This window comes from Dyella flava (assembly GCF_016904955.1).
GTDB lineage: Bacteria > Pseudomonadota > Gammaproteobacteria > Xanthomonadales > Rhodanobacteraceae > Dyella_B > Dyella_B flava.
In genome coordinates, this window is record NZ_JADIKE010000034.1 from 321,708 (window position 1) to 336,278 (window position 14,571).

Sequence of the window (14,571 nt, forward strand, 5' to 3'; positions counted from 1 at the left end):
GCATTAACGTAACATCACTATAACAATCGCAGGAGCACCGCCCCATGTTTCACCCGCGCAAGATTGCCGGCGCCGTTGCGCTGGCCCTTGGTCTCGTAGGCGCTGCCCAGGCTACGGGTAATCCGAACCCCACCTTCAACAACGTCATCGCGTTCGGCGACAGCTTGAGCGATGCAGGCAATCTCTCGTTGTACGAAGTGCCGAGCTTCCAGCCTCCGCAAAAGTTCACCACCAACCCCGGCAACATCACCGTGCAGAACATTGCCGCCGCGCTGGGTCACGCGCTGACCGCATCGCTCGCGGGCGGCAATGACTATGCCTGGGGTGGGGCCGGCATCTTCAACAATTCGCCGGGTACTCCGGCTGGTGTTCCAACCATCACCGATCAGGTCGACACCTATCTGGCCAGCCATCCCACGCTCAACAGCCATGCGCTGTACACGATGTGGGGCGGCGCAAACGACATTTTCTACGCGACCACCACGCCCGCGACTGCGCAGACCCAGATCGTCGCCGCCGCGCAGCAGGAAGTGAAATTGCTGGGTGAAATGCAGGCCGCGGGAGCGAAGAACATCCTGGTGTTCAATCTGCCCAACATCGGCCTGACGCCGGAAGCCCAGGAAGCAGGCGCGTCCGCCGCTTCTTCGCTGACCACGCTCAGCGTGATCTACAACGGCCAGCTCAATGCCGGCATCGGCAAGCTCGGCATGGGCATCATTCCGGTGAACGCCTTCGCGTTGCTCAGCCAGGTGATCGCCAGCCCGGGACGCTACGGTTTCACCAATGTCACGACACCTGCGTGTGGCGTCGGCTCCGATTCCGTGCTGTGCGGCCCGCAAGGCTCCGGCTTGCCGTACACCTATGCGTCGGGCACTAATAACACCTATCTGTTCGCCGATGGCGTACATCCCACCACCGGTGCGGACAAGATGCTGGCGCAGGTAGTGCTGTCGGAGCTGGCCGCGCCACAGCAGATCTCGCTGCTGCAGGAAGCCCCGCTCGCCGCCGTTACCACCCAGACCGCCGCCGTGCGTCAACAGATGATGGCCGACAACTTCGGCAGCCCGACGCGTGCCTTTGCCAGCATCAACTATTCAAACCAGCAGTTTGACCAGAGCGCCGGTGCGCCCAAGACCACCAGCAACAATGTCGACCTGACCGTCGGCGTCGATGTGCACGCCAACGATTACATTTCGGCAGGTGCGGCGCTGGGCGTCGGCGAACACTATGCGGATGTCAGCGGCGGTGGCGGCTACGATCTGCAGGCGATCACCGGCCTTGGCTATCTGACCTGGCACGACGCGGGCGCGTATGCCGGCGTCTACGGTGACTTCGGTCAGGCCAGCTACACCAACATCAACCGCGTATTCATGGTGGGCGATGACCGCACCCATGAAGCCGGCAAGACCGATGGCTCCTACCTGGGCCTGGGCCTGCACGGTGGCTACTGGTTCGATGTCGGCAGCTTCAAGACCGGCCCATTTGCGAACGTCGAATACCAGAACATTCGCATCGATGGCTACAGCGAAAGCGGCAACGACGCGACCGCCATGTGGTTCGGACGCCAGGAACGCAACGCGTTGATCAGCACTGCCGGCTGGCGCCTGCAGGGACACTGGCAGTACAACTCGATGGATCTGTCGCCGTATGTCGAGCTCGGCTGGAATCACGACAGCCGCGCCAGCACCGACATGGTCACCGCCGGCCTCAACAGCTTGAACGGCAGCTTCGAAATGGCCGGCTTTACGCCGGAGAAAAACTGGGGCGAGGGCGATATCGGCCTGATGGCGCAGTTCACGTCGAACCTGTCCGGCTGGATTGCCTACAACGGCCACTTCAGCGATGACGCCCAGCGTTACAACGCGATCAACCTCGGCGTGAAATTCGGCTTCTGAGCCGGCTTCACGGATAACAAAAAAGCCGTCCGCAATGCGGACGGCTTTTTTTATATGCAGCTTCGCTTACAGCGAGCATCCTTCCGGCTTACTTGCCCTTACCGCCAGTGGCCAGACCGAGGATCTCTTTGGATTGCTGCTGCAGGCTCGCGGCATCGCTGTCACTCAGCGTATCGGTGCTACCGTTGGCTTCGTGGGTCTTCAGCACCAGCGAGCCATCGTCACCCCAACCGGCGGTATCCACCGACGTTGGCTTGGCGGCCTGATTGGCCTTCTTCTGCTGTTCCACCACCCACGGCTTGCCATCCTTGTAAGCGTAGTCGGTCTTGGTAAAGCCCTTGTCGCCGTAGTCGACCAGCTCACGAATGAACTTCACTTCGGTGCCGTCACGGAACACCTGCCAGGAGCGCGAGACATTCGGCTCAAGCTTGGTGCCGCTGGAAACCTTCAGGCCACCGATTTGCTTCTGCAAAGTCTGGAAAGCAGCGAGCTGCTTTTCACCCGGGGTCTGCTCCGGAGCCAGTTCAATCGCAACGTTCGACGTTGGATGACCTTGCGTCAGCACCGGTGCCTGGATCGGCATGTTGTAGTGGCGATCACCATCGGTCAGCTGAGCCTGCACGATGTAGAGATCGTTGGTTGCAACATTCGCGGGATTGAAGTCGAGCTCGAACTGCAGCGGGAAGGTTGTGGCCGGCGCGATGGTCTTGGTCGCCAGCGGCGCGGAGCCTTGTGCGGTCAAGTCGACCAGGCTGATCACAAGCTGGTCCTGGGCCGACGGCTTGATATCGCCGCGTAGAGTGATAGTGCCCGAAACACTTGTGGCGGCGGCAGACGCCTTGGCCGCCTGTCCATCATCCGCGCCAGCCGAAGACGACGGGCTGGAGGAATTACTGCAGCCGGCCAGTGCAACCGCTGCCACTGTCATCAGCGACCAAACAACGCTGCGCATGGGATTGAAACCTCAGGTGTGGATCGAATCGAACGACATGCCTGCATACGCACACGCAGCGGACATTCGCGGGGGAGCCTCAGAGAATAGCCCAAACTTGGAACGTGTAAAAGTCAACAGTGCGAGCCTTCCATTCGCATACGTATGTATTCATTGGGTTTAGTACCAGGCGGAGCCGTGGCTACGTTCCTCAGATTCGACCTCAGGCAAAGCTGCCTCTGCTTACTTACGGAGAGAAAGGGATTTCCTTCGAATAAAGTCGTCCATCCCTTCTTGAGCAAACAGGCTCCGCCCGGAGAACCTAGTCCCCGCTGGCGTGCCGTGGGTGTACCGGCCCGGCGCCGGTCTGTCTTTCGGCCCGTTAGATCTGTTGAGGCCTGGCGTAAACGCCGCCCCGCAGTTTCTTGCCCCATCCAACGGCCTACATGTCAACCCAGGGAACCCTGACGCGTTTATGCGGGCAAGGAAGGCTTGACGTTTCGTGATTCGTAATTTTATGCGAATTGATTCAGGAATTTGCGCCAAAACCCTTCTATAACACTTGCTACACAGGTACATGCAAGGCGCTCCAGTAAGAATCTGCCGGTAGGCGCCCCTGATTACTGCGGAAATTTGCGATGAATCTGCCTCCCAATACCCACCTCGAATCCACCACGACATTTGCCGATCGCATCAAGGTGCTTATCCAGCGCGTTGGCAGCGTTACGGAAATCGCACGTATGTGCGGCTTTTCGGAGGGTGTCGTGCGAAGCTGGCGGGATGGCAACACCGATCCTTCGCGCGCACGTTGCGTCACGCTGGCGCGCACGCTGGGTATTTCCCTGGTGTGGTTGGTTGCTGGCGAAGGTTCCATGCAAATCGATCCGAATGCCTTGGTGCCGGATGACAACGCCGCCAATAGCGCTGAAACCGCTTCGGCCGCCCAACGGCATCGCGCCAAGCTGCGTGTGGCAGCTGACACGCTGGAAACCAGTGGTTCGGCGGTGGACGCGCAGCGGCTCAACACGGCCCTGCATATCCTGCAATCCGAATTGGATCTCGCCGAAAGCAGCCTGACTCTGGCGGAGAATTCCGACATGCTGGCCGAGCTGTATGACATCCTGGGCCCGGGTGGCAATGACGTCGATGCGACGGCGATGGTGGCGTTCAATCATCGGCTTGCCGAGCGCCTGAAGAACAATCGCACATCCAACCGCGTGCCGGCCTGAAACACTTTCCGATGACATGAAAACGGCGACCGCAGGTCGCCGTTTTTGTTTGCGTGCCTGAAAAGCAACTCGGTGCAGAACCTCCAGTCACCGCCTTGTAGGCGCGGGCACTGGATCCAGGCAGCAGCTCAACGAGCCAAAGCGCCGTAAGTTATTGCTTTACATGGCCCTGCCAGCAATATCTTACGCAATACTGTCGCAAACCTTACATAAAATCTTGCGTTTTCGTACGAACTTGCCCTAACGTGGAAATCACATCGCCCCGCTCGGAGCGGCAGGCGGTGCAGGGGCACGCCCACACAAGACCGCTCATGCGTGGGGGCCATTTCCATAGTTTCGGGTTGCCCAGCGAGGGAGAAGCAACGGCTGGCAGCTCGTTTGGAGGGAGTTTGATGAAACAAAAGACCATGCTGGCCACCGCTATCGCGGCGGCACTCATGCTGCATACCTGGGCCGTTTCCGCGCAAGACACCGCCCCGGCCCAAAGTGATCAGGCTGACGCAACAAAAGCCAAGAGTCTGGAAACCGTCACCGTGACCGGCTCACACATCCGCAGTGTGGATGTGGAAACGTCTCAACCGGTCTACACCATGGACCGCCAGGCGATCAAAGCCACCGGGCTGACCAATGTCAGCGACATCCTGGCCCGCATGCCATCGGTGGGCACCCCGGATATCACCCCGCAGGACACGCTTGCTTCCGGCCCCGATGTGGGTGGCACCTACGTCAATCTTCGCTACCTTGGTTCACAGCGCACGCTGGTGCTGGTGAACGGTCGCCGCTGGAGCACCAGCCTCAGCGGCATGACGGATCTGTCGACCATTCCGGTATCGATGATCGAGCGCATTGATGTACTGAAAGATGGCGCCTCGTCGGTGTATGGCGCGGATGCCATCGGCGGCGTGGTCAACATCATTACCCGCGATCACTATGACGGTGGCGAGGCCAACGTCTACTTCGGGGAGAATGGCGGCGGCGATGGCCAGCAGAAAAACGCGGACTTCACCTGGGGCCATACCACGCTGAAGAATGCCTTTATCGTCAGCGCGGCTTATCAGGAGCTGTCGCCGGTATGGGACAACCGGCGCGACCTCACTCGCTATGCCGACGGTCCGCGTCATCCTGACGATGGCTGGGGACTGGGCCCGTGGGGACGTGTGCTGGATCCGGACAACGGCAACACGTATGTGATCAATCATGGCGCCACCGATACCGCCAATTTTGCCAATTACCATCCGTACGATTCGTCCAGCCTCGCGGACAAGTACCGCACTTCGAAGGACATGACCTTCCGCGCAGGCAGCAAGCTGAAGAACCTTTACGTACAGGATCGCTATAAGCTGACCGACAACATCTCCCTGCACGGTTCGGCGACATACAGCACGCGTGATAGCTCGAATCAGCTCGCGGGCTATCCGTTCTCCACGGACGCCACCGGCCTGACCATCGATCCAGACAACGCATACAACCCGTTCCCCGGCAATGCCACCACGTTCTGGCGCCGCACCGTTGAGATGCCGCGCATCACCCGGTCCAACTCGCGCCTGGCACATATCGACGTGGGTGCGGAAGGCTACTTCACCTTCCTCGATCACGACTGGAACTGGGACACCGGCTATACGTTCTCGCAGACGCACATCCGTCAGATCACCACCGGCAACATTTACTTGCCGAACGCCGAAAAGGCGTTGGGCCCGACCACGATCCTCAACGGCCAGGTGGTTTGCGCCGATGCTGCTGACCGTGCGGCAGGCTGCGTGCCCTGGAACATCCTGGCCGGTCCGGGTGCAACACCGCAGTCCGTCTGGAACTACGTGAACTCGGTCAGCACCGCGCGCCAGTTCGCCCAGACCGACGATTTCACTGCGAACGTCGGCGGCGGCCTCTTTGACCTGCCGGCAGGTACGGTCAACATTGCAGGCGGCATCGAGCATCGCCGCGAAAAAGGTTCCTATCACCCGGATCCGAATGACTCGGCCGGTTTGACCACCAACCTCGCCAGCGCGCCCACCAACGGCCGTTACGACGTCAACGAAGCGTATCTCGAGCTGGATGTACCGGTATTGCGTGATCTGCCTGGCGTGCAGGAATTCGGCATCAACATCGCCAGCCGCTACTCGCACTACAGCGACTTCGGCAGCACGGTGAACAACAAGTACAGCGTACGGTGGCGTCCGATCAATGACCTGCTGGTTCGCGCCACGTATGCCGAAGGTTTTCGCGCTCCGACCATTGACGACTTGTACGGAGGCACCGGCCAGAGCTTTGAAACCTTTCTGGATCCGTGCGACTCCGCTTTCGGCGCGGCGGCCACCAATGCGACGGTGGCGGCTCGCTGTGCAGCGGCTGGTGTGCCGACCAACTACCGACAGAAGGACCAGGCAGGTAATCCGATCACCAGCAACGCGGGTGGCCAGTCGCCGACTGCTTTCCTATCCGGATCCAATCCGCAGCTGAAACCGGAAACCTCGGTGACCCGTACGTTTGGCCTGGTGTACAGCCCGCATTACGTGGAAGGCCTGGATTTCACGCTGGACTACTACGACATCCGCCTGACCAATGCGATCGCGGCGGTGGACGCCAGCGACATCCTCAACTTCTGCTACGTGCAAAACGTCTCGGACTTCTGCAATCGCTTCACCCGTAATGGCGCCGGCGTGATCACCAGCCTCAACGAGAGCCTGGCCAACCTTGGCTCGATTGATACGCAGGGTTACGACGTTGGCATTCACTACCGCTTGCCAGAAACGCCATTCGGGACCTTCCGCGTGGCTTCGGACAGCACCTACCTCGTCAAATACGACACCACCAGCGGCCCTGGCCAAGTGACCAATACGCTGGCCGGCTTCATGGATAACGAGGAAGGCCTGTATCGCGTGCGCTCAAACCTGCAGCTGGATTGGGACTACAAGCAATTCGGCGCAAGCTGGACGATACGCTACTACTCCGGCCTGAAAGACAGCTGCTGGAGCGTCAGCCCTGCCGTGGAGTGCAGCAATCCGAGCTACACCAACCCGTGGATCGGCAGCTTCGGCATTGCACAGAAGGGATCGGTGGCATTCAACGATTTGCAACTGCGCTACACGGCACCTTGGAAGGGCACCTTCACGTTCGGCGTGAACAACATCTTCAACAAGCAGGGACCGCTGTACTACAACGTGACATTGGCGGGCGCGGGCAGTCCGCCCTACAACCCGGCGTTCGATTACGACCGTTACTTCTACGTGTCGTACAACCAGAAGTTCTGATCTGCACTACAAACTCCCTCCCCGATTGCTGGGGAGGGAGTCGTATCGGCGAGTCCAGGGACGCTGTCGGAGACTTACAAGCGCGCGATATCAGCGATGGCCGTGAATTGCGCTTTAAGACGTCCCAGCAAGGCGAGTCGATTGGCGCGCACGGCCGGATTATCGGCATTCACCAGCACATTATCGAAGAACGCATCGACCGGCGCCTGCAATTGGGAAAGACGTGCGAGCACCGCGGTGTAATCGCGACGTTGCAGTGCTCCCATGTTGTCGGCCTGTGCAGCTTCAAGTGCCTGTGCGAGCGCACGCTCCGCATCCGCCTCGAAGTGCGCGGGGTCAACATGATTGCCGATGCTTTGCGCCCCGTGTTCTTCCTGCTGCTTCCGCAAGATATTGGCAACGCGCTTGTTCGCGCCCGCCAAACTTGCAGCCTCCGGGCGGCGCCCGAATTCAACCACCGCACGCAGGCGATGATCGAAGTCCACCAGGCTGATGGGTGCCACGGCCAGCACGGCTTCGTACTGCTCGGTGGTGAACCTTTGTTCGGCGTAGTAACCGCGCAGACGCTCCAGCACAAATTCGCTCAGTTCGTTGACCAGCGCGGTACGCCGCTGGCCGGCGTCGAAGGCAGGTGCCTTACCGTCTTTGCCCGGCTTGATGCCGGCAGCGAGTGCGGCTTCCGGCAACAGCTCCAGCGCCTCGACAAAAAGGGCCTTGTGATCGAGATCCAATCCGCCTTCGATCAAGGTACGGGCAAGGCCCAAGGCTGCGCGGCGCAGTGCAAACGGATCCTTGTTACCGCTGGGCTTCAAGCCCACCGCAAAAATGCCGGCAAGCGTATCGACACGCTCGGCCACCGCAAGCACCTGCCCCACCTTGCCGGCAGCGATCGTATCGCCCGCAAAACGCGGCTGATAAACGCTGTCCAGCGCATTGGCCACTTCCGCGGGTTCATGCTCATGCTGCGCGTAGTAACGCCCCATCACGCCTTGCAGTTCCGGGAACTCACCCACCATGCGCGTAAGCAGATCGCATTTGGCCAGGCTGGCGGCGCGCGTCGCCTGACCGGCATCAACACCAACACGATTGGCGGTGATGCGAGCCAACTCAGCCACGCGTACGCTCTTATCCCAGAGGCTGCCAAGCGCCTGCTGATAGGTGACGTTCTTCAGGGCTTCTTGATAGCTTGCCAACGGCGTTTTCAGGTCTTCATCCCAGAAGAATTTCGCATCGGCGAAACGCGGACGAATCACGCGTTCATAGCCTTTGCGAATTTCGCCAGGCTGTTTGCTCTCGATGTTGGCGACACCGATGAAGTGTTCGGTCAATGCACCGTGGGCATCGAACACCGGCACGAATTTCTGGTTGGCTTCCATCGTGGTCACCAACGCTTCGGGAGGCACGCTCAAGAATTCGCGTTCGAAGGCGCAAGCGATCGCCACCGGCCATTCCGTGAGATTGGCGATTTCGTCCAGCAGCGCGTCATCCAGGCGTGGCGTACCGCCGGTCTGCTTGGCGGCGCGAGCGACTTCATCGCGAACACGCTGGCGACGCTCGGCCGGATCAGCCAGCACCTTGGCCATGCGCATCGCGTCCAGCCAGCTATCGGCATCTGCCACGTGCACCGGTTGCGGGTGCATGAAACGGTGACCGCGTGATTGTCGGCCGCTACGCAAGCCCATCACTTCGCCATCGACAATATTCGAGCCATGCAGGATCACCAGCCAGTGCACCGGACGCACAAAGGCGTAATCGTGATCAGCCCAGCGCATGGGCTTGGGAATCGGCAGTCCCTTCAGTGCTTCGTCGACAATCTCCGGCAACAGCGCGGCAACCGCCTGCCCCGGCTTGACGGTGCGAAACACGAACCACGCGCCTTTGTCGGTTTCCAGTTTTTCCAGCTGTTCCACACTGACGCCGCACGATTGCGCAAAGCCAAGCAACGCCTTGCCTGGATTGCCATCGGCGTCCATCGCTGCATTGACAGCAGGACCGCGACGCTCAAGCGATTGCTCCGGCTGCGCAACGGCCACCTCAGGGATATAGACGGCCAAACGGCGCGGTGTAACGTACAGCTTCGCCTGTTCCAGCGACGCACCCACGCCACGCTTGCTCAATCCGTCACAGATGCCGCGCAGGAAGGCCGCACCGAGCTCATCGAGCGCCTTCGGCGGCAGCTCTTCCGTACCCAGCTCGATGAGCAATGACTTGGCGGCGCTCATGCAGCCTGCTCCTTCTTCTGACTCTTGAGGCCCGGGAAGCCGAGCTTTTCGCGCTGTGCAACGTATGCCTCGGCCACGCTGCGCGACAGCGTGCGCACGCGCAGGATATAGCGCTGGCGCTCGGTGACGCTGATGGCACGTCGCGCATCGAGCAAATTGAAAGTGTGGCTGGCTTTCATCACCTGCTCGTACGCGGGTAGCGGCAGGCCCGCAGCGATCAGCTTGTTCGCCTCGTTTTCGCACACATCAAACCAGCGCAGTAGTTCGGTGACGTTGGCGTGCTCGAAGTTGTAGGTGCTTTGTTCGACTTCGTTCTGGTGAAACACATCACCGTAGGTCACCTTGCCATGCGGACTTTCGGTCCAGACCAGGTCGTAAACATTGTCCACGTTCTGCAGATACATCGTCAGACGTTCCAGGCCGTAGGTGATCTCGCCGGTGACCGGCTTGCACTCCAGGCCACCCGCCTGCTGGAAATAGGTGAACTGGGTGACTTCCATGCCATTGAGCCAAACCTCCCAACCCAGGCCCCAGGCGCCCAGGGTGGGCGATTCCCAGTTGTCTTCCACGAATCGCAGGTCATGCACCTGTGGATCCAGGCCCAGTTCCTTCAGCGAGCCGATGTATAGCTCGAGGATGTTGTCCGGGTTGGGCTTCATGACCACCTGGTATTGGTAGTAATGCTGCAGACGGTTGGGGTTTTCGCCGTAGCGGCCATCGGTAGGCCGCCGCGAGGGCTGCACGTAGGCCGCCGCCCATGGCTCTGGCCCCAACGCACGCAGGAACGTAGCGGGGTGGAAGGTACCGGCGCCTACCTCGGTGTCGAGGGGCTGCAGCAGCACGCAACCCTGCTTCGCCCAGTAGCGGTTGAGGGTCTGGATCACATCCTGAAAGGTAGGTGCGGACATTGCTTTCCTAACCTAAGTGTAAAGCGGGTTAGTATAGCCGCAGCGCATCATTTCGCCGTTTTCCCGGGCGATCGGTGCTCATTCGGGGATCCTTGCAGATGGCAGCCACTCAACAAATCGCCTCCTTGCTCGGCCGTCGCGGCCGCCTGGCTTTGGATGATGTGCTTGCCGCCCTGGTGGTCGATGGCTATCTGTCCGCCGATGATGCCAAACAGCTGCGCATGGGCAACCGCGCCGGGCGTACCACGATCGAGCTGAACCCGCTGGTGGTCATCGCCAATGCCAAGCTCGTCAATCAACGTGACCCGGGACGACCGCTCAGCCTGGAAGGGTTGACCGAGTGGCTGGCCGGTCAGGCTGGTTTGCCCTATCTGAAAATCGACCCGATGAAGATCAACGTGGCGGCGGTCACCCAGGTGGTCAGCCACGCTTATGCCCAGCGCCATCGCATTCTGCCGGTCGCTGCGGCGACTGGAGAAGTGACGTTCGCCACGGCCGAACCGTTCGACAACATCTGGTCCAAGGATCTGGCCCAGATGCTGCGCCGCGATGTGCATCGTGTGGTATCCAGCCCGATCGATATCAATCGGTACCTGCAAGAGTTCTACGGCGTCCAGCGCTCGATCCAGCTTGCCAAAGACGCCAAGAACCAGGGCGGCTACGACACCAGTACGCTGCTCAACTTCGAGCAATTGCTGGAGCTGGGCAAGGCTGGCGAAGTCGGCGCGGACGACCGCCATGTGGTGCATATCGTCGATTGGCTGCTGCAATACGCTTTCGAGCAGCGTGCCTCCGATATCCATCTGGAACCCCGTCGCGAAGCCGGCCTGATGCGTTTCCGCATTGACGGCGTCATGCATAAGGTGTTCGAACTGCCGCCACCAGTAATGACGGCCGTGACCTCGCGCATCAAGATTCTTTCGCGCATGGACGTGGCGGAAAAGCGTCGCCCGCAGGATGGCCGCATCAAGACGCGCGCCACGTCCGGGCGCGAAGTGGAACTGCGCATTTCCAGCATGCCGACGGCGTTCGGCGAAAAGCTGGTGATGCGTATTTTCGATCCGGACATCGTCGCGAAGGACTTTTCGCAGCTTGGTTTTTCATCAACAGAAGATGCCTTGTGGCGCGGCCTGGTGGAACGTCCACACGGCATTGTGTTGGTGACGGGCCCCACCGGCTCAGGTAAAACCACCACGCTTTATTCAACGCTCAAGCACCTGGCCACGCCTGACATCAACGTCTGCACGGTTGAAGATCCGATCGAAATGGTCTCGCCGGAGTTCAACCAGATGCAGGTGCAGCCGTCGATCGATCTGGATTTCGCAGCGGGCGTGCGTACGCTGCTGCGCCAGGATCCGGACATCATCATGGTCGGCGAAATTCGCGATCTGGAAACCGCGCAAATGGCGGTGCAGGCATCGCTGACCGGCCACCTCGTGCTTTCCACCCTGCATACCAACGATGCACCGAGCGCGGTGACGCGCCTGCTCGATCTGGGTGTGCCGCATTATCTCATTCAATCGACGGTAACCGGCATCGTTGCACAGCGTCTCGTACGTACGCTGTGTCCGCATTGCAAGCTGGAAACCCTGCAGGATCCGCATGAATGGACCGTGTTGACTCACGGCTGGTCGATTCCTGTACCCGAGCGCGTTTTCAGACCAGTTGGCTGCCTGGAATGCCGTAATACCGGCTTCCTCGGACGCACCGGCATCTATGAAATGATGCAGCTCAGCCCGCGCTTGCGCAGCTTGATCGGCGCGCAACTCGATCTGATCCGCTTCGGTCAGGCTGCGTTGGCGGAAGGTATGCGTCCATTGCGTATTTCCGCGGCCGATCAGGTCGCGCGAGGATTGACCACGGTGCAGGAAGTACTGACCGTACTACCGCCGGTCGAACACGTTGAAGATTCTCCGCCTGAGTGATCTAACCCGAATTGCCCGTCGCTCCATGAAACCCATTTTGATCATCCGTACCGGTCAAGCTCCCGATAACATCCGTGCTCGCTACGGCGATTTTCCGCACTGGTTTCGATTGTCCGCACAGTTGGAGCCGCAGCACATACAGGTGATCAATGTGGCCGCAGGTGAAACCCTGCCACCGCCGCAGGAAGTTGCCGGCGCGCTGATCACCGGCTCGGCGGCGATGGTGACCGATCGCGCCCCATGGAGCGAAAACACCGCGGGATGGATTCGCAATGCGATGGACTCGGACCTGCCGCTGCTCGGTGTCTGCTATGGCCACCAACTCATGTCGCATGCACTCGGGGGACGCGTCGATTACCTGCCTGGTGGTCGCGAGATCGGAACAATACCGATCGACCTGCTGCCTGAGGCTGCGCAAGATCCTTTGACCGCTCAATTGCAGCCGATATTCCGGGCACATGCCACACATGAGCAGAGTGTCCTGGAAGTGCCCAAGGGCGTTACCGTATTGGCGCGCTCAGAACATGACCCGCACCATCTGATTCGCTACGGCCGTAACGCAGTCAGCGTGCAATTCCATCCGGAATTCAACGCCGACATCATGCGCGCATATATTCAGCGCAAGCACCATGACATGCGGCGTGAGGGCTTCGATCCGCATCACACTTATCAGCAAGTCGCCGCGACACCCATTGCACGCCGCTTGTTGAAAATGTTTTCACGCCACCACGGACTGAGTCGAGGGGCGCGATAGCCGATCGTCAGCGGTTGCGTGGTGGCATGGGAAACGGCGTGACCTTCTGCCCGTCTGACGCATCGTGAATCGCCAGCGCACCTTTGCGCTCCACTTCCTCGATACGCACGACGGATTGCATGGGCAGATGCAGCACGCGCGTGTCCTTGAATTCTTCGCGCAGGCGCTCCTCGGTAGGGTCGACCACCAAGCCCTCGCCGCTCGGCTCAAACACCAGATCACCGACCTCGGTAAACCCCCATAGCCCGCTTGAGGCGACGTGATGGGCGTAAAGCTCGTAGCACTTGCCCAGGTGCAAGAAGGTGACTTTGTAGAGTTTCTTGTTACGCATGGCACCATTTTACCGGCGCATGCGGCGCATGATTGCACCGCGCGACATCAGGGCAAATATGGCCCCGAACAGGAAGCCGGCGACGTGGGTCCACCAAGCATAGCCACCGTAGCTCGGACCGACATAACTGAACAACAGTTGTAGCAAGGCCCAGATGCCGATCAGCAAAAACGCCGGCACTCGCACGAATTCCAGATAGAAGCCCAGCGGCAAGACCAGCCCCAGGCGTGCCCGCGGAAAGAGCGATACGTAGGCGCCAAGCACCGCCGATACGGCTCCACTGCAACCAATGATCGGCCTCACTACGCCGGCCAGTGATATGGCTCCGGCCAGATTGGCCACCACGCCGCCGAGCAGGAACAGCACCAGGAAGCGAACGGATCCAAGCGTGCGCTCTGCCGGAACACCAAAAATCATGAGGAAGAGCAAATTGCTCAGCAGATGCAACCAGGCAACATGGATAAACAAGGCCGTGAAAAGCCGTAACAGCGCCGGATCGCTCAGCTGCTGCCAGAGCGGCTGATGCGCATCGAAGATATTGGCGGGGACAGTCCCCCACTCCAGCAGGAAGGTAATGCGCCGCGGGGCCGGCATCAGTGCCAGCACGACAAAGGTCACCACACAGATGAAAACCAACAGCATCGCGGCCCAATGCAGACGGGGATGACGTCGGGTTTCAACATTAACGAACACGGCGCTTCTCCTCGGCGAATGCGCTGGTCAAGCCGACCCGAAACGCATCATGGGTGATAAGCGAGCCTCGACTCCGTTCGTGCAGCGTCCTTACAGGCTGGCTGCTGCCGTACATCCTATCGCCGGCGCGGCCAGCTAACCTGACTGCATTCGTAAAATGCGGGCTGCAACACTTTTTACTGTTATGCGTGGTTACTCGCAGCTATCGGTAGATAGCCACCAGCTATTCGTGCGCAGAAAAACTTATCTTGCGCCAAGGAGCAAAAGGCGACCGGCTGCCTTGGCGGATAAGACTAAGGCGCGGCCTTGGCCGCCGAAGGAGATGCGAGTCGGGGTAAAGCAAAACGCCTTCCGGTGAGGGAAGGCGTTTTAAGGATAAAGCCCCTGGCGGTGACCTACTCTTGCATGGAAGTCCACACTACCATCGGCGCAGCT

Annotated in this window: 10 protein-coding genes; 5 read left to right on the forward strand and 5 right to left on the reverse strand. The window is 60.0% G+C overall.

Annotated elements, in window-relative coordinates; translation table 11 throughout:
• The first annotated feature begins 44 nt into the window (after positions 1 to 44).
• A complete protein-coding gene (locus ISP19_RS09620) occupies positions 45 to 1,895 on the forward strand; it encodes an autotransporter domain-containing protein (RefSeq protein ID WP_204681141.1) in 1,851 nt (616 codons plus the stop codon).
• 88 nt (positions 1,896 to 1,983) lie between these two features.
• Here the strand turns inward: ISP19_RS09620 and ISP19_RS09625 are convergent, their stop codons facing one another.
• Entirely contained in the window at positions 1,984 to 2,847 is an 864-nt protein-coding gene (locus ISP19_RS09625; RefSeq protein WP_204681142.1) for a YbaY family lipoprotein, read from the reverse strand.
• 617 nt (positions 2,848 to 3,464) lie between these two features.
• On the opposite strand from ISP19_RS09625, the gene ISP19_RS09630 reads away from it, so the two are divergent.
• Both ISP19_RS09630 and ISP19_RS09635 read left to right on the forward strand, forming a co-directional pair.
• Complete coding sequence (locus tag ISP19_RS09630; protein WP_204681143.1) at positions 3,465 to 4,055, forward strand: helix-turn-helix domain-containing protein; 591 nt, start codon at positions 3,465 to 3,467, stop codon at positions 4,053 to 4,055.
• A 392-nt stretch (positions 4,056 to 4,447) separates the two neighbouring features.
• A complete protein-coding gene (locus ISP19_RS09635) occupies positions 4,448 to 7,303 on the forward strand; it encodes a TonB-dependent receptor plug domain-containing protein (protein ID WP_204681144.1) in 2,856 nt (951 codons plus the stop codon).
• Between the two features lie 74 nt (positions 7,304 to 7,377).
• Here the strand turns inward: ISP19_RS09635 and glyS are convergent, their stop codons facing one another.
• Complete coding sequence (glyS, locus tag ISP19_RS09640) at positions 7,378 to 9,525, reverse strand: glycine--tRNA ligase subunit beta (RefSeq protein ID WP_204681145.1); 2,148 nt, start codon at positions 9,523 to 9,525, stop codon at positions 7,378 to 7,380.
• Positions 9,522 to 10,433, reverse strand: coding sequence for a glycine--tRNA ligase subunit alpha (glyQ, locus tag ISP19_RS09645; RefSeq protein WP_204681146.1), 912 nt, complete (start codon positions 10,431 to 10,433; stop codon positions 9,522 to 9,524). Before glyQ ends, glyS begins: the two co-directional genes overlap by 4 nt.
• A gap of 98 nt (positions 10,434 to 10,531) precedes the next feature.
• Here glyQ and tfpB point away from each other — a divergent pair, with 98 nt between their 5' ends.
• Both tfpB and ISP19_RS09655 read left to right on the forward strand, forming a co-directional pair.
• Entirely contained in the window at positions 10,532 to 12,358 is a 1,827-nt protein-coding gene (tfpB, locus tag ISP19_RS09650) for a type IV pilus assembly ATPase TfpB (protein WP_204681147.1), read from the forward strand.
• 25 nt (positions 12,359 to 12,383) lie between these two features.
• Positions 12,384 to 13,112 (forward strand): glutamine amidotransferase, encoded by a 729-nt coding sequence (locus ISP19_RS09655; protein WP_204681148.1) that lies wholly within the window; start codon positions 12,384 to 12,386, stop codon positions 13,110 to 13,112.
• 7 nt (positions 13,113 to 13,119) lie between these two features.
• On the opposite strand, the gene ISP19_RS09660 is transcribed toward ISP19_RS09655, so the two are convergent.
• Complete coding sequence (locus tag ISP19_RS09660; RefSeq protein ID WP_204681149.1) at positions 13,120 to 13,443, reverse strand: DUF1820 family protein; 324 nt, start codon at positions 13,441 to 13,443, stop codon at positions 13,120 to 13,122.
• A gap of 9 nt (positions 13,444 to 13,452) precedes the next feature.
• Positions 13,453 to 14,136 (reverse strand): rhomboid family intramembrane serine protease, encoded by a 684-nt coding sequence (locus tag ISP19_RS09665; protein ID WP_284385082.1) that lies wholly within the window; start codon positions 14,134 to 14,136, stop codon positions 13,453 to 13,455.
• Positions 14,137 to 14,571: the final 435 nt, after the last annotated feature.

What these genes read in the sequence shown, in the direction of transcription:
- glyS (WP_204681145.1), bottom strand. Translation starts at nt 9,525, where the DNA reads ATGAGCGCCGCCAAGTCATTGCTCATCGAGCTGGGTACGGAAGAGCTG.
- glyQ (WP_204681146.1), bottom strand. Translation starts at nt 10,433, where the DNA reads ATGTCCGCACCTACCTTTCAGGATGTGATCCAGACCCTCAACCGCTAC.
- tfpB (WP_204681147.1), top strand. Translation starts at nt 10,532, where the DNA reads ATGGCAGCCACTCAACAAATCGCCTCCTTGCTCGGCCGTCGCGGCCGC.
- ISP19_RS09660 (WP_204681149.1), bottom strand. Translation starts at nt 13,443, where the DNA reads ATGCGTAACAAGAAACTCTACAAAGTCACCTTCTTGCACCTGGGCAAG.
- ISP19_RS09655 (WP_204681148.1), top strand. Translation starts at nt 12,384, where the DNA reads ATGAAACCCATTTTGATCATCCGTACCGGTCAAGCTCCCGATAACATC.
- ISP19_RS09630 (WP_204681143.1), top strand. Translation starts at nt 3,465, where the DNA reads ATGAATCTGCCTCCCAATACCCACCTCGAATCCACCACGACATTTGCC.
- ISP19_RS09620 (WP_204681141.1), top strand. Translation starts at nt 45, where the DNA reads ATGTTTCACCCGCGCAAGATTGCCGGCGCCGTTGCGCTGGCCCTTGGT.
- ISP19_RS09625 (WP_204681142.1), bottom strand. Translation starts at nt 2,847, where the DNA reads ATGCGCAGCGTTGTTTGGTCGCTGATGACAGTGGCAGCGGTTGCACTG.
- ISP19_RS09635 (WP_204681144.1), top strand. Translation starts at nt 4,448, where the DNA reads ATGAAACAAAAGACCATGCTGGCCACCGCTATCGCGGCGGCACTCATG.